Below are 19,688 nucleotides of genomic sequence, written 5' to 3' on the forward strand. Positions count from 1 at the left end.
TTAAAAATTCTGTAAATTCTGATTCAGACTATCTCCGCCACCACAAAAGTACTCCCGCCAACAAAAACCAAATCGTTTTTATCAGCCTGACTTTGTGCGGTTTTTAAGGCTGCATTTACCGATACATATATTTCGCCATGCAGACCAAAGGATTCGGCTTTTTGCTGCAGTAACTCAGCATCAAGCCCTCGCGGAATATCTGGCTTACAGAAATAATAAGTAGCATGCTTAGGCAGCATAGCCAGTATTTTGCTGATGTCCTTATCATTTACCATACCCATCACGATGTGAAGGTTTTCGTGTGGTGTGCTTTCAATATTCTTTAATACTTCGGTTATACCTTCAGGGTTATGGCCGGTATCGCAAATAGTTAGCGGATGATGGGTTAATGTTTCCCAGCGACCGTGCAGACCAGTTAGCTTTTTTACCTGCTTTAATGCAGTTTTTATCTGCTCATCGCTTATCGCAAAACCCTGTCGCCGCAATTCTTCCACTGCAGATAAAACTGTTTTTACGTTCTTCAGTTGGTATGTGCCAGGTAAATCAAGTTGTAAATGTTGAGTAGTGAGTGGTGAGTGGTGAGTAGTGAATGGTGATTTTTTTTTCGAAATATCAAATTGTAAATAGTCCAGAACTTCCGATTTCCGACTTCCGACTTCTGACTTCTGATCTCCAATTTCCGATTTCAAAAACCAGTCTTCCGAAGCAAAACTGATCGGTGCATTCTCTGATTTTGCTTTATTAATAAATACATCTGCAACTTCATTTTGATATTCACCAACGATAGTCGGGATGCCAGGTTTAATAATCCCTGCTTTTTCGCCTGCAATAAGCGGCAGCGTATCACCCAGCATATTCATATGGTCCCAACCTATATTGGTGATTACTGAAAGGAGAGGGGTGATCACATTGGTTGAGTCAAGTCTCCCTCCTAAACCTACTTCAATAACAGCTATATCCACTTTGGCTTGTGCAAAGGCATCAAAAGCCATAGCAACCGTCATCTCAAAAAAGGATGGTCTGATATCTTCAAAATCCTGGCGGTGATCTTTTACAAAATCAATCACATGCTGCTCGCTGATCATCCCGCCATCAATGCGGATACGCTCCCTGAAATCGCGAAGGTGGGGTGAAGTGTACAATCCGGTTTTATACCCCGCTGTTTGCAGAATTGCAGCAAGCATATGAGAGGTAGAGCCCTTGCCATTAGTGCCCGCAATATGTACGCTTTTGAATTTTTTATGAGGATCACCCAGGCGTTTGCACAGCTCAAGTGTATTGGTCAGGTCCTTCTTAAAGGCGGAAGCACCATCCCGGGTAAACATGGGTAATTGGCTGTAGAGGTAGTCGAGGGTAGTTTTGTAGTCCATTTTATTAGTAGCAGTGGCAGTAGCAGTAACCAAAAAGTTATTACTTAGTTTTTGGGAGTAAATTTCTCGGGGTGATTAGCCATTGAGTTTAGCATCTTTCCAATTTCTTGATATTTTGATTGAAGAAGATGGAACTCATCCTGATTAATATATTCACAATTGTAAGCGAAATCTAACCAAATAGAGGTTTCGGTTGCTTCACCGTCTGCATCCGTCATTTTTGTAGTGAAGTGTTTGGGGTAGATACGTTTTCTATAACCTTCTCCGATATTGACGCAAACTGACCGCGACGATCGTCTTATTTGGTCAGTAAGAGAATAAGTTTCTTCTTTCGGAAATCGTTTACTGATTTGAAATATAGTATTCGCGGCCTCAAATGCTAATTGATAAACCTTAAGGTCTTTAAAACTGCCTGTCATAAAATTGATTTTACTTACAAAGTACTGCTACTGCAACTGCCACTGCAACTTTATTTGTAAATAAGAATCATTTTACTTTGAACGTAAAAGTTATATAGCCTACCTGTACATCGGGAGCATTGTCGGAAGGATTAAACTTGGCGTTTAACGCTGCCTGTTTACATTTATTAAAAAGATCGTAATCGACTATGGTTGTACCCTTTGCACCGGCAGTTGCAGAAATGACATTACCATTCTTATCAACTTGTATTTGGACAATAATTTTGCCCGCACGCTGGTGATTATCATCAACAGTCGGACGGGAAACCCAACTTCTGTTTCCGAGAGCAAGACCGCCATTCCCAGAGCCTGTACCGTTATAATTATTGGAAAGGTTTGAACCATTGGGATTACCCTGGTTACCCGGGGTGTTTGTCGTGCCGTCTCCATTGCCGTTGCCTTTGCTGCTCATCCCTTTAAAGAGTGCCCTGTTGTCGACAGTTTGTTTTACAGCTTTTTTAGTGGGTTCAGAAGTAGTTACAGCGTTGGTCGTTTTTTTCGTTTTATCATTAACCTCCGGCGCATCTTCTGTTGTTTGAGTAACTACTTTTTTATCGGCTTGCTCTACCTGTGTCTTCTGAGGTGTTGGCGTAGGTGGAGTAACCTTGGTAGCTTTGGTATGCGTTGGCCGTGGAGATTTGGACGGCTCTTCCGTGCTCATATAGTCATCACCCATACCTTCTTTACTTGTACCGTAATTCACCAATATCCCACCGGTTCCCATTTCTTGCGGAGGCGGGTTTTTAAATACAATAAAATAGCACAGGGCGATCAATATTCCCATAATGATGCCTGTGGCTAAAAATGCCTTCGGGTAATTATTCTCTTCCTGGTAAGCTTCCATTTTCTTCAGTTTGCAGTTGGCCGTTTGCAGTTGGCATTTGTGTGGTGCTTCCTGAAAACTGCTAACTCTTCCTCAACTCTTCAGTCTGCAGTTGCCGGTTTACAGTTTGCAGAGTTTAACTGCCAACTGTAAACTGCTAACTTTTTCACGTGGTCGCTTGCTTTAGGTCATATGGTTTTAACTGCCCACTGCCCACTGCAAACTGCCAACTATCCTTTAGGTTCTGTTGCCAGAACAAGTTTTATATTCAATTTCTGTGCTACGTCCATTACCTGTACCACATCCTGTATGGCTACGGTACGGTCTACTGATAAAACTATCGTCAATTCTGTTGCCACGTTTTTAAAACCCATCAGGGTAGTTTGCAAATCCTCTACCTTAATCGGTTTATTGTTAACTGTGTATTTTAGATTCTTGTCGATGGTTACCGAAATGGTTTTTTTAGAAACCGCCTTGCCCGATGATGATTTTGGCAGCATCAGTTTGATCACGTTCGGGTTGGTAATGGTCGACGCGATCAGGAAGAAAAGCAACAGAAAGAACATAATATCGTTCATTGCCGAGGTGTGCACCTCAGCCGATACGCGCTGATGTCTTTTTCTTAAGTTCATTTGCTTGGTTCTTCTAACAGGTCGATAAATTCAATAGCGTCGGTTTCCAGTTTCAAAATTACTTTATCTACCATCATTTGCAGAATATGATAACATACGTAAGCTACGATACCCACCATAAGACCCGCTGCCGATGTTACCATCTTCACATACAAACCACCAGATATAACGCCCATACTGATGTTGTCAGTCTTTGATATATCATAAAATATTTTGATAACCCCTGCAATTGTACCCAGGAACCCAAACATCGGTGCTATACCGGCAACGATACCTAATATACTGATATTTTTCTCGAGTTTGGAAACCTCCAGCTTACCCACGTTCTCAATAGCGCCTTCAATATCCTTTATCGGGCGACCGATACGTAACAGTCCCTTTTGCAGCATACGACCAAGCGGCGAGTTGCTATTCCGGCATATCGCGATAGCTGATTCCAGCTTACCTGTCAAAATACTGGTACGTACCTGGCTCATCAGGTTCGATTCATCCTTCGCTGCTTTACGGATAGTAAAGTACCGCTCAAAAAATATTACCAACCCCAGTACCGCCAGGAACCCGATGGGGATCATTACCCAACCACCTTTGATCAGCAGGTCGCCGAAACGCAGGTCGTCGCTTTGTCCGGGTACTATGGGTAAATTTTTTGCAGTGTCGGCCAGTTTGTGCGCCGTATCAGTTATTTGTGCTAATAGCATCATTTTTTTGGTTTATAAATTTGTACTAAAATATCGCCTTTTTTAATCTTGGTAGTATTCAGAATGCTATCTCTGACTCTATCTGCAACCTCTTTATCAAAATAGGTGCCTAATGTAATTATGTAATTTTTGCCATCAATATGTTTAAGCATGTGTGGTTTCAGGCCCATACTCTGATATCGGTTTATAATATTATATGCCTGCTCAGAGGATTTAAAAGCTCCTGCTATTATCTCGTAATGCAAAGTGGCTGCTGTATCAACTGCACCCGTACTGTTGCCTGTAACCAGGGCTTGTGCTTTCGCCAAGGAATCCTGTTTTGTAGCGACAGCAGCTTTTTTAGTCGTATCGGTACCTGCGGTCTTCTTCTCAACTGATTGCCCTGCGGTTGTATCTACCGCTACAAAAGTTTGCGGTTTATCTTTAGAGCGATCAAACCATTGCGGTTTATACTTATAAAGACCCATCAAGGCGAGCAAAGCGATAATGAGTATAAGCAGCACCGCTATCCAGGTATTGTTATTATTACGACGAACAGGTTCTTCATAAGCATATTCCTCAACCGGCTCTTCGTCTTTCTCAATAACAGTAGGTTTTTGAACGACCGGAGGTGTTTCAATAACAGGTGGCGTTTCAATAACCGGTGCTTTTTCGTCCTCAACAGGTTTTTCAATCTCCTCAACTTTTGGAGACGGTTGCGTTATACGATCATGCGCCAGTTCACTCAGTATCTGGTCGGCAATAGATAATGGTTTTTTCTCTTCCTCAATTTTTGGAGGTGGAGGAGGGATCCTATTGTTAACCAATTCAGTTTGCGCCTGATCGGCTGTGGATGGCGTTTTCTGTTCCTCTTGTACCTTAATTGGCGGAGGAGTATATCTTACTGAAGGTTTTTCTACTATCTCGTCAATGCTTACCGGCTTCAGCCCAAAAAACGCGGGGTCGATTTCTTTAGATGAGCTATTCTCGTTAAAGCCGATGGATGAGCCATTTAAGTAAAGCTGACCTACACCGGTTATATCAACTCTTTGTACAGGTATCTGCTGTTTTAGCCCGTTGACATACTTTTCGATAAAATATTTTGCCGACGCCAGCGAGATGTTTTTCTTGTCCGAAATAAATACGGCCAGTTTGTCATCGGCCAGGGCTCCGCCGTCAAAATTTATTTTGTGGGTTGGCGGATAGAACTTGTTTTCTTTCTCGTTGTAGTAGCCGTTGATGCGGGTATGAGCAAAGCGACCGATTCCCGGCACATTTACTTCGCCCTCTAATCCCAATAGTTCATTTATATATACGGCTAAATCCATTCCGCTAAAAGTAACAGTAAATCACAAATCACACAACTCAAAAATGTGCGGCTACACCACCAAATACGTTGAAGCCATAGGCCTGGTAGTAGCGCCAAATTTGCGGGTTACTGTTCAAAATATTGTTTACTTGTCCAAAAATTGAAAATGTGTTGTTTATCTTATATTCTACGCCACCGCTCAGGTCAGCAAACGAGCTAATTGATACAGGCAGACTATAGGTTCTGGTAACTGTGTTACCCGAAACAGTACTGCTAATGAAAGTTTCGTCAAAAGTGCTGCCCCTGAATAATAATGTTCCGTTAATGCTTAGTTGTTTAGTGATATGGAGTTGAGTACCAGCTGTCAGCTTAAATTTAGGCAGGTTCCATGGTTCGGTCTCGCTGGCCATTTTGTAGTTCTTATATTCAACCCTGCCAAATACATTTACAGCGTCTGAAACTTTCACATCTAACTCTCCATTGATGCCGGTGATTGTTGCTGTGCCGTTATCATACACAATTCCAAATTGGTTATGATTAACTGAAGTGGAGTCGAGCACCATCAAAGGCATATTCTTTACCTTGTTCTGGAATACTGTTATTTTAAAGCCAACTCCGGGGGCTACAGTACCCTTTAATCCCGCTGCGATATCAAGCCTGTCAACAGAGTTTTGGATCGGGCTATGATCCAGCCCTGTAACAGCATTCCGGATCTCAAGATTATTTTCGAGGAATGGATTTTCTTCCGACAAATCGCGCAAAGATGTTTTGTTTACATCGCCTTTTACTTCTGCAAACAAACGTACATATTTTGGTATCACCTGGAATTCCAGTCTGGCAGCAGGGAAAATGTATGCTTTTGTTGTTGCTCCAAATCCTCTAACAAGGTTTAATCCTGCATCAATCTTATAATTATCACCCTGGAATTTTAAGTAAGGATTCAATCTAACCAAATTGTTATTGATGGAATAAGCGCTATCCTTTTGAGAGCTCATATCCAATGAAGCGCCTAAGCCAGCGTAGAATTGTTTAACAGTCTGGTTAATAAAACCGCTCAGTACAATGTTGTTTTCTTTGGTGGCGAATGCATTATCCCACACGTAGCCGTCAATTTTAGCGGCATAAGTAAAGGCATTTTCTTCGTCCTTAAATTTTTTGGCTACTTCAACACCACCGCTTATGGTATTAAAATGCTGAGCTAACGGGCTATAGGCTTTAGGCGGATTGGCCGGATCAAAGCCGTAGAAGTAAGTACCTCTGCGGTTATAGCCTACACGTGCGGTAATATCGTTATCATCAAGAATGCCTTTGATGAATATGTTAGCTTCGTCGCGGCTTTCGTTTTGTTTAGGAATGCTGCCCGATTGTGCAAAGTGCCTTGCATAACCACCCACCTGCATATTCGGGTCCTGCCCGTTATTGATATATACCTCCCCAAAAGTGGTTTTCATATTACCCACTCCGATACGTGCATAGTTGTTTGACGGTACGGAATCCTGTTCCTTAGGCATCTGCATGGCCGACAACTGATGGATATCTGTATTGCGTTCCAGGCGTTTATCCAGCGGGAAGTAGGTTAGTGGCGCTTTGAATGGCGTTTTATCTTCCAAATCAGGGTTGCGGCGGATCTTCACCGCATCGGCCAAAACCGGTTTGTAAGCTGTAGTTACCACCACCTCTTCTGATAATCCACCTGGGTTTTGGTTTTTGTTGGCTTGTGCCTGACCGCCTTTCTTGGTGGTATCCTGAGTAGCCGATGTTTTAGCAGCAGTTTTTGTTTTTTCTGCAGGCTTCTTCGTAGTGGTAGTCTTCTTTTTAGTAGTAGTTTTATTCTGTGCGTTAGCAGGAGCAAAGTAAAATACTATTGCTAAGGTAAGCAGCGCGAATATATATCTTGATCTGATCATTGCTTGTCTTTTCCTATTTCTTTGTTATCCTGTTAATTAATTTTTAGTTGTGTCCGGTTGAGTTTCCTGCTTAGTCGTATCCTGCTGGATTCCCTGCTTAGGCTGAGACTGTTTAGTTGCCTTAGTACTTCCCGGACTTAATCTTTCCAGTTTATCCTTCGCTGTCGGTAAAATATCGTCGTCGGCTTTATAATTGTCTATGATACTTTGCAGCGTAGCCTTCGCCTGGAAGTTATCCTTTAGCGCTACATAGTTGTCGGCTAGCAGGATGTAGGTTTTAGCTACCCAGTAATCATAGTTTGGCAATTCTTTCACCAAATCGAAGCAGGTTTTCTGTGATGATTTGTACCTGCCTTTATTGTATTCTATTTGGGCGATGTTGTATTTGGCTTCAGCTGCAGCTATAGTTTTGGTATTGGCTACTGTGTAGTCAAACTCTTTAACTGCCGATGTGGTATCGCCTTTTTGCATATAAGCTATACCGGCGTATAAGCCTGTTTTAAACTTATCTTCCTGTGATGATTTCTCATACTCGCGAACCAGCTTGGCATATTTCAATGCATCATCCGGGCTCTTCATTTGCGCGTAACACAACAACAGGTTGTTGATCGCAAATGAGTAGTCAGCTTTATATTCTGAGTTGATCTCCAGTTTCTTTAAGTAAGCAACGGCTTCGTTGTATTTCTTCTGAGATATCTCCCAGTTGGCCATACTGATCAGCGATTTTTCAGTGTAAGCGCTGGTCCAGTCGTTTAATATTACGTTGAAGTCGGCAACAGCTTCGTCGCCACGTTTCAGGTTGATCAGGCTCTGGCCCCGTAAGAAATGCACTTGCTTTTCGTATATCGGTTTGGTTGGGAATTTATCCAGGTAGGCACTTACAGCCGCTACCGTTCCTGCCCAGTCACCTTTCAGGTAAAGATTGTTAGCAGCAGTGTACATGATGCTCTCCTGGTCGGCAACGGTATAGTTGCCGATAGGTGTAGACTGCGCATAAGTGATAAAGGTTTGCGCATCACCTTTATCGGTGTATATCTTCTCGATCTGTTTTAACGCCTGTTTAGCTTCATCGGTTGATGAGTAATCAGCAATTACCTTCTTGAACGATTCAACTGCCAGGTCGTCATTGCCTGCGTTGTAATCGATCAAACCGATGGTTACTAACGCACGTGGGATATAGCTGCTGTGCGGATACTTTTGTATCATCGCCTGCAAATCTTCCTTAGCTATCGAACCATCGTTCTTCAGGAAGTAGGTGTAGGCAATCTCGAAAGAAGCATCATCCGCATAATCCGAGTTCGGGAATTGATTTAATACGTCGGTAAGCGTACTGATCTTCGCATCCGGCGAGCCCTGCAAGCCCTGTATCATACCACGCTGGAATAAGGCGTAATCTTCGCCTTTGGTGTGCTGAGCGATGATCTTATCGTAGTTCTGACGGGCGTTGCTGTAATCTTTCAATACAAAGTAGCTATCTCCCAGGCGGGTGATCGCATCATTGATGGTATTCCGGTCTTTTTCACCGCCCCTCAAAAACTTTTCAAAGTAAGTGGCCGCTTTTCTGTATTGCTCGTCGCCAAATGCGGCATAAGCTAAAGCATAGTTGGCATAGTTGTAAACAGATGTTTCGCTCGCGGCATCCATGTCCATAAAGCGCTCAAAATTCTGTACCGATTCGCCGTATTTACGGACCTCGAACATCGCTTCTGCCATCCAGTATACTGTTAAAGCTTCAATTTTCTTATCTGACGGATTTTTCAATGAACGCAGGAAAATACCGATGGCATTTTCAAAGGCACGTTCGTTATAAAACTCCAAACCGCGGTAATAGGTCACTTTTTGATACGCCGCCCTTGCACTGGCCGACTTATTTGGAATAGGCTCTAATATTTCAACGGCTTCTTTATAGTTTTTTGAGGTTAATAATTCTTCACCAAGTAAGATTTTTACCTCGTCAGTCCTGCGTGATTGCGGGTAGTTTTTCAGGTATAATCTTGTTGCATCCAGCGCCTGGGTGTTAAAGTCAAGCTCGTAAGATAGTTTAGCATACTCATACAAGGCGTCCTCCTGCAACTGCGGATCAAAATTCATTTTTGATGCCACAAAGAACGCATTGCGTGCGCTCTGCTTGTTACTCATCTTCAAGAATACATTACCAAGCGTGTAATTACCGTTTTGGGCATAGATGTCGTTCTGGTCAACCAGTTTTTCCAGTTCACTGGCTGATTTAGCATAGTTACCTACTTTAAAATAAGCATAACCCATTTGGTAACTATCCTGCGTATTCTGGGTTTTGCCATGATCCTGATCCTCGAAACGGCTGTAATAAGCTACCGAGTTATCGTAATCAGCTTTAGCGAAGTAGGATGCACCTACAATACGCAACATTTCGGTTTCGTGCTGCTGATGCGTGGTTTTCAGGATCGGCACTGCATAGCTGATCACATCGTTATAGCGTTTATCAAGGAAATAAACCGCGGTGATATAATATGGATAACTGGCTTCATATTTTTTCGAGTTTTTTAGTTTCTCAAAGTTTAGCAGTGCCAGGTGATAATCTTTATTTAAATAAGCAATGTAGGCAAAATAATAAGTTGCATCCTGGGTATAGGGCGACTGCTCATTTTTTATCTCGCTGAACAGCAGTTGCGCATTTTTATAATCGTTGGTCTCAAAATAAGCATAGCCTTTGCGGAATTTGTATTCAACAGTTTCGCTGCCTATCAGGTCGCCGGCATTTACTTTGTTGAACCATTCTAAGGCCTCGGTATATTTACCCTGTTTAAAGTAAAATTTACCGATCTGGAAATAAGCCACCTTTGCCAGCGGGTTTTCAGGATGTTCTTTAATGAACTTCATGAAAAGACTCTCTGCATCATCATTCCCCAGCTCAAGGGAGCAAACCGCCTCATAATACTGTGAGTTTTCCTGAACCAGCGTAAGCGACGATTCAAATTTAGGTTGAGTGCCCGTTTCCAGCCTTGAACGCTCCACCAAACGGAATTGCTCAGCTGCGGCAACATACTTACCTTTGCTAAGCAGGTCGGACGCGGCGTGATACGTTCTGTAAATTTGGAAAGAGGGGTCTTGCTGGGCTCTGGCTGTGAGAGTAAAAAATACAGGAATAATGATAGCGGTGTATTTCAGTTTGGTCATAGCGCAAGATATCAATATGCGAAAGTAGTTATAACGCAAAAATGCAATCCACACAAGTAATTCACAAATGTGAATAACACTTTTATTTAAGTGAACGGTTATGTAATCTGTATGTTATTGGTGTGGAAAACTTTATGAATAATATTATTAAATATTGCCCCACTCAATAGGTTTATAGTCTAGTTATTTCAAATCAGCAATGTCAATTAACCGTAGCATCGTCTTAATGTTTTCAATTGTTAGTATTTTGCTGTGCGGGGCATCTGCTATTAAACAGAAAATTGACGGTCCTATTATACTGCGCGACGAAAAAATTAATTTCACTCCCAAAGAGTTTTATATAGCCGAAGTAGCAGACGAACGCAAGGACCGTAGCTCAGTTGCAGACCTGATCATTACCAAGCCGGATCATTCAATTACTTCTCAAAAATTGGATCTGAAAGATGGCGCTACAACCTCCATCAAACAATTCATAGCTAAAAACCTGCATCGCGATGCTAATCTGCGACCGGTAATAATCACCCTGAAAGAATTTAAGGTAACAGAGACTAAACTATCCAACGGACAGATCAGTGGGCGATTGGGTGTCTTTTTCGCATTCTCGCTTCAGGCAGGCTACCGAACCATCCATTTAGTGGATTATACGGGCGGCATCCGTTATATCCGCCAGGCAAATAGCCCGGTTGATATTGAAGTAATTTTGAGACAAGGGATAGAAGGTACGTTAGATTTTTTTAATACCTGGATCAATAGCAATGCAGAAACTAATGCCTTGCTGGCCAAAGCAGTGAAACTGCGGTTTACAGATTATACTGAAACACCGGAAGGAGATACTATTTATTATTCGGCTAAACGACCGTTAACCTGGGCCGATTTTAAGGATAAGCCGAGGGATAATCATTTTGAGGCAGAAATAATTCCAGTGATGGGCTATACCGAACAAAATCGTATTGCAAACGGAATTATTTATGTGGACATGGCCATTAAAGTAAGCGTAGCCAAAAGCGATTGCTGGGTAAAAGGTGAGAAGGATGACTATGTGCTCAATCACGAGCAACGACATTTTGATATCGAAAAAATAGTGGGCGAGCGCTATAAGAAGAAATTGTCAGCCATGAAGCTGCCGACAGATAATTTTTACGGTCCTATCAATGTAGAATATCTCCAGGCATTGCGTGATGCCACGAGCAAGCAAAGACAGTATGATGCTGAAACGAGGCATGGAGAGGACCGTGCAGCGCAAGCGGAGTGGAATGAAAAGATTGATAAGGAGTTGCGGGCGTTTGAGGTGAAGAAATAGATAGCGTAATCGCTCGCAGAGTCGACTCACCCCGAATGCGCTACGCTGTTCGACCCTCTCTATGGCAAGCCATAAAGAGGGTGAAGAAGAAATCAAAAAAAAAAAATAAATTCCCCTCTTTGCGCGAAGCGAAGAGAGGGTGGTCGAGCGAAGCAATGACCGGGTGAGTTGACGATGCTATGCAGGTCTAATCCTCACGGCATCTGCGATACCGACAGCACATTTCCATCCGGATCTTTAAACCAGGCTACTTTTGAGTTATTGGGCGATGTCCATATACCACGGTCGTTATCAATAAAATCATATTTCTGGAATGATACACCACGGCTAACCAATAGATCAACAGTTGCCTCAATATCCTTTACATTCCAGCCCAGGATGGTGAATTCATGCGGTGTCAGCTCTCTGACTGTAATTACACGGAGCAGGCTACCGCCTGAGTCAAACTCTATTCCGTAAGAGTCTTCGCCTAAAAATGTTAGTCCCAAAACATCCCGATAAAATGTCTTTGCTTCCTGCGGTTTTATGGTGGGTACAAATGTTTTTAAAGTCTCGTTGATTAGCATAGCGATTTTATCTTTATCTTGTATAAAGATACTGCTGTTTACTAAATATCAGTTATCTCAAAACATATTTACCCCTATCAATGGACAGTGTATACGAAAGAATAGTAGCCTTCAATAAAGACCGGCTACCCGATATAGTCCAGCTCAAATTTGTGGGCATGGCCGAAAACGTTTATCGTTTTTATCGTGGCACCTGCCATTTATTTTATGAAGACTTTTGCAAAGCAGAACATATCCCTGATTCACCGCTAACCTGGATATGCGGCGACCTGCACATGGAAAACTATGGGAGCTACAAAGGGGATAACCGCCTGGTTTATTTCGACCTGAATGATTTTGACGAGAGCGTATTAGCACCCTGCTTATGGGAAGTATCGCGCATGGTAACGAGCATTTTTATCGCTTTTGATAATCTCGGCATAAAAGCCGAGAAAGCGGCTAAAATGGCTGAAGCATATTTGAAAACTTATTCAGCCAGATTAGCGACAGGTAAGGCCCTTAGTATTGATCCCCGCATTGCCAGCGGAATAGTTTGCACTTTCTTGACCAATGCCGATGAACGCAAGCAGAAAGACCTGGTAAAGAAATTAACTATTCAAAAGAAACACCGTCTATGCCTGGCGACTGACGAACGCCATTTTTCAATAGAAGATAAAATCTATAAAAAAGAGCTTAGCCGGTTTTTCGGTCACTGGATGGAAAGCAGCATGGTGAAGGAGTATGGTTATGAGGTTGTTGATTGTGTGTTCCGTATAGCAGGCACCGGAAGCATTGGCGTGAAGCGATATATGTTTTTATTAGAGAGTAAAAAGAATGGCAAATATTTGCTGGTGGATATGAAGCAGGCGAAACCGTCATCAGTTCGGCCTTATTTAAATATAAAACAGCCTGAATGGCAAAATGATGCTACCAGGGTTATGCAGGTTAAGCAACGAATGCAAAATGTATCGCCGGCACTTTTGGGAACTGGCATGTTTAAAGGAGATAGTTATGTGATACAGGAAATGCAGCCAACAGAGGACAGGATCAATTTTGAGGTGATAAAAAACCGGTATGATGATATCCGTTTGGTGGTAGAAGATATGGCGCTTTTAACAGCATCGGCACAATTACGCAGTACAGGCAGACAGGGGTCGGTAATTGCAGATAAGCTTATTGAATTTGGTTACAATAATGACTGGCATGAAGTGATATTAAAATATGCCAAAAAATATGCAGAGCAGGTGAAGCAGGATTATGAGCAGTATGTATCAGATTACAAAGCGGCGCAGAATGTTACCAGGGTCGTAAAAAGACCAGCTGAAAAGATGTGAGGAGGTAAATACTATGCAGCAGACAGGCTCATCTCAACCTTGTCTATCAGCTCATTAATATCAAAAGGTTTTGCCAGGAAATCTACATTAGATCCCATTGCCATAAAACGGTCTGATATACTGTGGCTTGCCGATACGAATATGATAGGGATATCTTTGGTTTCATCATTTTCCCTAACCGCTTTGCATAATTCGCGGCCGTCCATATTGCCCAGCATAATATCAAGCAGAATAAGGTCTGGCTTGAACTCCCGGATACTATCGAATAATAAGCCTCCGTCTGCCAGTGTAACTACTTTGTAATCATAACCTTCAAGTATCAGCTTAATAATTTCTAAAATATCCTCGTTATCGTCAACAACTATAATTTTGCGCATATAAGTAGGTGTAATTCTTAGTATTAAGGGTCGAAATAACAATAATTGTACCATACATTATATGTGTTTGTAATACACATTAAGCGTGTGTTAAAACTATAAGTGGTAACATATAGTCGGAAATTTAGGACAGCGTTTTTCCTTTTTTTAGTACAAAGGCTGTACTCAGGAATCTTCACTTTTCTTTTTAATAAGTACATACCTGGCCTTTTGACATTTGGCGCAGAAATATACCCTGAGAGGGAGAAAAAACAGGAAAGTTTTTACAAACCAGTTGCGGTGCAGCTGAAAATGATAAGACGAGCCACATTTACGGCAATACCGTACAGTGGCGGGTTTTAATAATGTCGTTGTTGTTTCTTGTTCCACTAATAAAAACTTAATTTCTCAATCAGGCAAAATATACCTGTAAACAATCGCAGGGAAAAATAAGTTTTTTTAATGAGGGGTATTTGCGCCTTTATATGAATTTATAAAGGTAAAGGTTTCTGATCATTAAAAAATTAACTGATAAGGTCGTTTACTTTATTGATGAGCTCAACCAGGTCAAAAGGTTTGTTGATGATGGCATCGCAACCGTAAGCCAATATTTCATCCTGGTGGTTAATGTATGCCGAAAAAATAATTACCGGGATGTCATTAAATTCAGGATGCGATTTGATCTGCTGGCAAACCTCGCCGCCATTGGTTCCGGCTACGCGGTAATCCAAAAGGATCAGATCAGGGACAAACTCCTTTACGAGCCCCATTACCTTATCGCTTTCTGCCGTGCTTATTACCTCAAACTTTTCGTATGATAATGTTTCCTGAACCACGTCCAGGATATCCTGATTATCATCTAAAACTAGTACACGTTTCAACATTTGCTTGTATGGATAAAGTTTAACGTCGAAAAGAAATTACTGGGGTCTTGTGAAAAGCTCAGTCTATTGAGCAAATGCTTCGGCTAAAAATCTAATCGAACTATAACTTTCAAATATAATATTTTTTTATTCATATAAAATATCTGTTCAAGATATTAGAATGATCTAATGTGTAACATTCGCTTTACATAGGAGTGATATTATTAATAAAAATAATATTTAAAATGCCTCGCCAAGTCCCAGGATAATAGCTGAATATCCCTGGCTGATGCCATAATCAATAGCGATATTGGTATTTGATTTTTTATTGAATTTAATGCGCAAACCAGTGCCGCCTGCAGGTCGCCAATAAGTAAACCGGTTAGTAGTTGGTTCGGACACGGAATTAACATTTGCGAAGACCACAAAACCCAGCAAACCGTTCTCGAGGATGTCTCTTCTGTATTCAGTTTCAAAATAAACCAGGCTTTTACCACGGTAGCGGTTTTGTTCTATCCCCCGGCCCGAGCGCTGGTATGGGTCCCAACCGATACTTGGCAGGTTAAGATAGGGGATGCCGTTTCCGAATGTTCTCCAATAGTAGGTCCAAAAGGCTAAAACATTGTGCTCATTGGTATGAGTGAGCGAGATGTACTTTCGCATATCGATATAAATAGATTGCCAATCAGCATCGCTCCCAAATGCGTGGGCATTTACACGATATACGATGCTGGTATAAGCACCCGGCAGGGGATTGAACTGATTGTTACGGCTGTCGTAAAGCAAATTTGCAGTAACGCCGGATGAGTAGGAGGTTTGCTCTGACGAAGTACCGTAAGGGTATTTGGTAAACTTCTGCAGCGCACCGGGATTGTCTGTCTCGATATCCATATAGATATCCATATTGTAACCAATCCCTGCATATAAATACGAGGTGATCCGTTTTAAAGCGCTCTGGTAAAAGCGAAAATAATTATAGTTCACCACGAATTTGTTGAACTCGGGTGTGCCTCCGCCCAGTCCCCAGGTGTTTTGCGGGTATACCAGGAAGCGTGTATCTCCCTGTATATTCCAGCTATTGTCTTTGAGCCACAAGCTGGACCGAAAAGGGAACCCATATCGCCCCCTGAAATTAAAATAAGGAGAGAATGTTACGGATGACAGGTAAGTAGTATTACGCTCGCCCAGGTAAAAACCTGCCGTGGTAGCCGTAAACACCGCCCTGCCGCCACCTGGAACTGCAGATGATAATGGTAGTACGGAGAAATATAATGATCTGTCCTTTTTGCTGGTGTCAATCTTATTTTCGATATGGAAAAATGATTTGCCGATATCGATCAAATCCTTTTTCCCCATTGTATCAATTTGTTTATTGGGATCGATGGCCTTTTGCGCGTGGAGTGCCAAAGGAATGATAAGAAGGTAAAGTAAAAGCAGACTTTTATACATTATTCCTTTAAGACACAACTTGCCCAAACAAATTGTTTGTGACTTGTTTGTGACATACGATTACTATAACGCGAAACGCTACAAAATCACATCAGGATTGAAAGAAAAAGAATACTGCTGCCGAAAACTGGTTGTTTTTTGATGCGGTGTTATGATCGCCGGGTACATAGGACACTCTTGAACCCGGAATAAGTCTTTGCAGGCCAATCTCCGATCCGTTCTCTTTATCATCGCTTCCGCGAATGATCAATACCGGTTTGGTTATTTTTAACAGTTCGGCTCCGCTTGTGGTTGGCTGATGTTTTTGCTGCATGGCAAGTGCAGGTATATCAAAACCCTGTTCATGGATATACTTCATCATATCATCAAACTCGTGGAAGTTTTTATTGCCCATTAAAGTGGCATAAGCGTGCAGTCTTCTTGGCCAGTGTGGATCGGTAAAGCCATCACCCATGCCGCCCATTACCGTTTTGTTTACCCGGTTATCTAAAACCAGCAACCGCGAGGCAATGATCGATCCCCGTGAATAACCCACTACATTATACTTGGTGATATTTAAGCTGGTCATCAAACCCATGATATCTTTTGCTTCGGCATCGTTGCTGTAAGCTTCATCGGTATGTGGTTTGTCCGATTGTCCATTACCCCGCAGATCGAGTATGATCACTTTGTAACCGCCTTTGATCAGGTTGGTATAAACAATGCTCTTTTTCCACCCTTCGCCGGTTCCGCAAAAGCCGTGAATGAGTACCACAGGATACCCGGTTCCCTTAACTTCATAGTAAATTTTAGTACCATCAAAAGAGGTGAAGAACTGTCCGGCATCAGTCGTTTGTGCGAATGAATTCAGACTAAAAAAAGAGATCAGAATGATCAGCCACAAATGCGTTCTCTTCATAGTTGTGATAATTGACGCCAATCTAAATATTATACTTTATATTTTTAAATAAAAACTTCTTCGTTTAAAAGCGATTTATTATATTTGGGTATAAGCCGTTTTCTCCACTAAATCTGTAAGTTATGAAAAAAGTTTCCAATATCCTTGCCCGTAAGGGTGCCGCTGTTGTCACTATTGATGCATCAACTTCCGTCTTAGACGCGCTGAGATTGATGGACGACCGCAACATCGGATCGGTAGTAGTAACCGACGAAAATGGCAAATACCAGGGCCTGCTTACTGAACGTGATTACGCCAGAAAAGTTATACTGAAAGGCAAATCATCTGATGAAACTTCGGTACGCGAGATTATGACAACCAATCTTCCGCACATTATACCTGATAATACGATTGAGACCTGCATGCACATCATGAGCGAGAATAATATTCGTTATCTGCCTGTGTTCAGGAATGATCAGCTATGTGGTATAGTTTCGATCAACGACCTGGTTACAGAGACCATCCTATCGCACGAAGAGACGATAGAACAGCTACGGAGTTATATTCAGTCCTGAAATCTTCTTTACCTATAATAAAATAAAGGGGTGTCACACTGAGCCTGTCGAAGTGCGGCGCGTAAAGGCCTTACCCGCATACCCTTCGACAGGCTCAGGGTGACAGCGCTCTTATGTCATCTCACCTTTAGAGGCCCCCGGATTTTACAATTCAGCATGACAACACTCTTATTCAGGAGATAATATGCGGGGTGTGCCCCGGACTATCGCTTTTACTATTGACAGGTACTTCCACCTGCTTTATCCGGATATTGGTATCGGTTGGGAAACTTATTTTAACTGCTTCGCGAACTTTTGATAATTCATCAGGCAGGTCTTTATCGCTGTAGCTCCTGCCGCTAAATAACAGTTTTTCATTTTCCTTGTTATCAACCAGGTCAAAGCCGTTGCCATTCCATAAGTAATCCTGGTCGTCTTCAGCTGTGTATATAATGTTATAATCTGCCATGGTTTTTAATTGTTATTTCCACTCTGCCTCAGGCAATTTTGCTGCAGAATTGTTTAAAAACAACATACTGGTAATATTTTGGTTTTTTTCAGCGTAAATTAGCAGGACAACCAATTATAATTTCTGCAATGAGTTTCTTAAAAGCAATTTGGGATCAGTTTATTGGATTTTGGAACTTTAATAGTCTGATCGACATATTAAAGACTGGCAAGTATGATGAATTGCTCACCTGGCATGGCATCACTTCTGCTTTGGGGCCGCTTATCCCGCTGCTGCTGCTGCTCGAAATCATTCGTGGCGCTTTCTTTAAGCGGTTTAAAGTGATCGATTATAAGTTGTCGTTTTTTACCTATGTATTCAACGCTTTTATAGGTCGGCTGATCTCTTTTGCGATGGTTGTTGTTTGTATTAAGCTTTTTAAAGACTATGCTATCCTAAAAACTACCTTCACCTGGTACTGGTTCATCTACGGCTATGTGGTTTGGGAACTGGCGCACTTTGTTTATCATTTCCTGGCACATAAGGTGAGGATATTGTGGTGCCTGCATTCAACGCATCATGCGCCTACTTCGATGAACCTTTCAGTTACCTACGCGCATTTCTTCCTGGAGGGGCCTTACGCAGATGTTATACGTACTACAATCTGTATTCTATTAGGTGTAAACCCGGCCATGCTTTTCGTGATCATGTTTATTGATGGTTTATGGGGTGCATTCATCCATATTGGCGAAAATTTGGTAAATGATGCACGTTTCGGCTTTTTAGGGAAGATAATTCTTACGCCATCGTTCCATCGCGTACACCATGCCCGCAATCCGCTTTACATGGATACCAATTTTTGTAACCTGCTGAATATATGGGACCGGGTATTTCATACTTATCAGCCCGAAGATCGTAAAATACCTATTGAATATGGCATTACCCGGCCAATGAAGAAGAACAGCTTCCTTGATGCTTATTTCGGCGAGATTGTGTTATTGGCGAAGGATGTTGCAAAAGCTCCCGGCATCAAAAACAAATTTCTGTACATCATTATGCCTCCCGGCTGGAGCCATACCGGTGATCATAAAATGTCGAGTATTGTGCGGAAGAAGTATTTTGAGGAGATTAATCATGCGAACAATACAGAAGTTCGGTCCACTGCCGGGCAAGAATCGCAGTTAAATAACCCGAGTTCTGTTTCTGCTTAAAGGTCAACACCCGACTATCGGCTAAAATGTCGCCTTGTTGAAACAATCCGGATAAGGTACTGTATTTAATATCAGTAGTCAAACGCTTATGATCAATCCTGCTTATTTCAATATAGAGCATTCTGAAGGTTCAAAAAGACGTATTATTATTGAGCCGGTACTTGAAAAGGGTTCAGATGGAATCGTTGCAACCGGAACTTATAAAATCTATAAAAACTCAGCCGATAACCAATCCGGATTATTCACCGAAAAGCTGGAGATTGATGAAAGAAACGATGATTTGGCCGATGAAAATAATCCAGACTTCCTGGGAAATCTTTCTTTAAAAGCTGATGGGAAATGGCTGTATGAAGGTAATCTTTTGGATGTTGAGGAGCAAAAGCAGGTGGTGGATTATATCCAAAAACATCAATAGCCTT

Annotated in this window: 19 protein-coding genes; 5 read left to right on the forward strand and 14 right to left on the reverse strand. The window is 41.9% G+C overall.

Annotated elements, in window-relative coordinates:
* Positions 1–23 precede the first annotated feature (23 nt).
* The 8 genes from VIM89_RS22505 to VIM89_RS22540 form a co-directional block, all read right to left on the reverse strand.
* Complete coding sequence (locus tag VIM89_RS22505; RefSeq protein ID WP_488158445.1) at positions 24–1,370, reverse strand: bifunctional folylpolyglutamate synthase/dihydrofolate synthase; 1,347 nt, start codon at positions 1,368–1,370, stop codon at positions 24–26.
* 44 nt (positions 1,371–1,414) lie between these two features.
* Positions 1,415–1,789, reverse strand: coding sequence for a four helix bundle protein (locus VIM89_RS22510; RefSeq protein WP_488158446.1), 375 nt, complete (start codon positions 1,787–1,789; stop codon positions 1,415–1,417).
* A gap of 67 nt (positions 1,790–1,856) precedes the next feature.
* Positions 1,857–2,672, reverse strand: coding sequence for an energy transducer TonB (locus VIM89_RS22515; RefSeq protein WP_488158447.1), 816 nt, complete (start codon positions 2,670–2,672; stop codon positions 1,857–1,859).
* A 209-nt stretch (positions 2,673–2,881) separates the two neighbouring features.
* Complete coding sequence (locus VIM89_RS22520) at positions 2,882–3,283, reverse strand: ExbD/TolR family protein (RefSeq protein WP_488158448.1); 402 nt, start codon at positions 3,281–3,283, stop codon at positions 2,882–2,884.
* Positions 3,280–3,981: a MotA/TolQ/ExbB proton channel family protein gene (locus VIM89_RS22525; RefSeq protein ID WP_488158479.1), complete on the reverse strand. Its 702-nt coding sequence runs from the start codon at positions 3,979–3,981 to the stop codon at positions 3,280–3,282. The genes VIM89_RS22520 and VIM89_RS22525 overlap by 4 nt, the downstream gene beginning before the upstream one ends.
* The gene (locus tag VIM89_RS22530) at positions 3,981–5,288 is read right to left on the reverse strand and encodes an HU domain-containing protein (RefSeq protein WP_488158449.1); all 1,308 of its coding nucleotides are present in this window, start codon (positions 5,286–5,288) and stop codon (positions 3,981–3,983) included. Before VIM89_RS22530 ends, VIM89_RS22525 begins: the two co-directional genes overlap by 1 nt.
* 37 nt (positions 5,289–5,325) lie before the next feature.
* A complete protein-coding gene (locus tag VIM89_RS22535; RefSeq protein WP_488158450.1) occupies positions 5,326–7,176 on the reverse strand; it encodes a TonB-dependent receptor in 1,851 nt (616 codons plus the stop codon).
* A 36-nt stretch (positions 7,177–7,212) separates the two neighbouring features.
* The gene (locus tag VIM89_RS22540; RefSeq protein ID WP_488158451.1) at positions 7,213–10,332 is read right to left on the reverse strand and encodes a tetratricopeptide repeat protein; all 3,120 of its coding nucleotides are present in this window, start codon (positions 10,330–10,332) and stop codon (positions 7,213–7,215) included.
* Between the two features lie 226 nt (positions 10,333–10,558).
* On the opposite strand from VIM89_RS22540, the gene VIM89_RS22545 reads away from it, so the two are divergent.
* Positions 10,559–11,632 (forward strand): hypothetical protein, encoded by a 1,074-nt coding sequence (locus VIM89_RS22545; protein WP_488158452.1) that lies wholly within the window; start codon positions 10,559–10,561, stop codon positions 11,630–11,632.
* 194 nt (positions 11,633–11,826) lie between these two features.
* On the opposite strand, the gene VIM89_RS22550 is transcribed toward VIM89_RS22545, so the two are convergent.
* The gene (locus tag VIM89_RS22550) at positions 11,827–12,198 is read right to left on the reverse strand and encodes a VOC family protein (protein ID WP_488158453.1); all 372 of its coding nucleotides are present in this window, start codon (positions 12,196–12,198) and stop codon (positions 11,827–11,829) included.
* An 80-nt stretch (positions 12,199–12,278) separates the two neighbouring features.
* On the opposite strand from VIM89_RS22550, the gene VIM89_RS22555 reads away from it, so the two are divergent.
* A complete protein-coding gene (locus tag VIM89_RS22555; RefSeq protein WP_488158454.1) occupies positions 12,279–13,511 on the forward strand; it encodes a DUF2252 domain-containing protein in 1,233 nt (410 codons plus the stop codon).
* Positions 13,512–13,522: 11 nt separating this feature from the next.
* On the opposite strand, the gene VIM89_RS22560 is transcribed toward VIM89_RS22555, so the two are convergent.
* From VIM89_RS22560 to VIM89_RS22575, 4 genes are all read right to left on the reverse strand, one after another.
* Positions 13,523–13,888 (reverse strand): response regulator, encoded by a 366-nt coding sequence (locus VIM89_RS22560; RefSeq protein WP_488158455.1) that lies wholly within the window; start codon positions 13,886–13,888, stop codon positions 13,523–13,525.
* A 503-nt stretch (positions 13,889–14,391) separates the two neighbouring features.
* Positions 14,392–14,751 carry a response regulator gene (locus VIM89_RS22565; protein WP_488158456.1) on the reverse strand — a complete coding sequence of 120 codons (360 nt, stop codon included), beginning with the start codon at positions 14,749–14,751 and terminating at the stop codon, positions 14,392–14,394.
* Between the two features lie 219 nt (positions 14,752–14,970).
* The gene (locus tag VIM89_RS22570) at positions 14,971–16,179 is read right to left on the reverse strand and encodes a BamA/TamA family outer membrane protein (protein ID WP_488158457.1); all 1,209 of its coding nucleotides are present in this window, start codon (positions 16,177–16,179) and stop codon (positions 14,971–14,973) included.
* Between the two features lie 91 nt (positions 16,180–16,270).
* Positions 16,271–17,077, reverse strand: a complete 807-nt coding sequence (locus VIM89_RS22575) for an alpha/beta fold hydrolase (protein ID WP_488158458.1) — start codon at positions 17,075–17,077, stop codon at positions 16,271–16,273.
* A 122-nt stretch (positions 17,078–17,199) separates the two neighbouring features.
* On the opposite strand from VIM89_RS22575, the gene VIM89_RS22580 reads away from it, so the two are divergent.
* Positions 17,200–17,631 (forward strand): CBS domain-containing protein, encoded by a 432-nt coding sequence (locus tag VIM89_RS22580; protein WP_488158459.1) that lies wholly within the window; start codon positions 17,200–17,202, stop codon positions 17,629–17,631.
* 172 nt (positions 17,632–17,803) lie between these two features.
* On the opposite strand, the gene VIM89_RS22585 is transcribed toward VIM89_RS22580, so the two are convergent.
* Positions 17,804–18,079 carry a hypothetical protein gene (locus VIM89_RS22585; RefSeq protein WP_488158460.1) on the reverse strand — a complete coding sequence of 92 codons (276 nt, stop codon included), beginning with the start codon at positions 18,077–18,079 and terminating at the stop codon, positions 17,804–17,806.
* A 128-nt stretch (positions 18,080–18,207) separates the two neighbouring features.
* On the opposite strand from VIM89_RS22585, the gene VIM89_RS22590 reads away from it, so the two are divergent.
* Both VIM89_RS22590 and VIM89_RS22595 read left to right on the forward strand, forming a co-directional pair.
* Positions 18,208–19,269: a sterol desaturase family protein gene (locus tag VIM89_RS22590; protein WP_488158461.1), complete on the forward strand. Its 1,062-nt coding sequence runs from the start codon at positions 18,208–18,210 to the stop codon at positions 19,267–19,269.
* Positions 19,270–19,357: 88 nt separating this feature from the next.
* Entirely contained in the window at positions 19,358–19,684 is a 327-nt protein-coding gene (locus tag VIM89_RS22595; RefSeq protein ID WP_488158462.1) for a hypothetical protein, read from the forward strand.
* Positions 19,685–19,688 lie beyond the last annotated feature (4 nt).

This window comes from Mucilaginibacter sp., assembly GCF_036568825.1.
Classification (GTDB): domain Bacteria; phylum Bacteroidota; class Bacteroidia; order Sphingobacteriales; family Sphingobacteriaceae; genus Mucilaginibacter.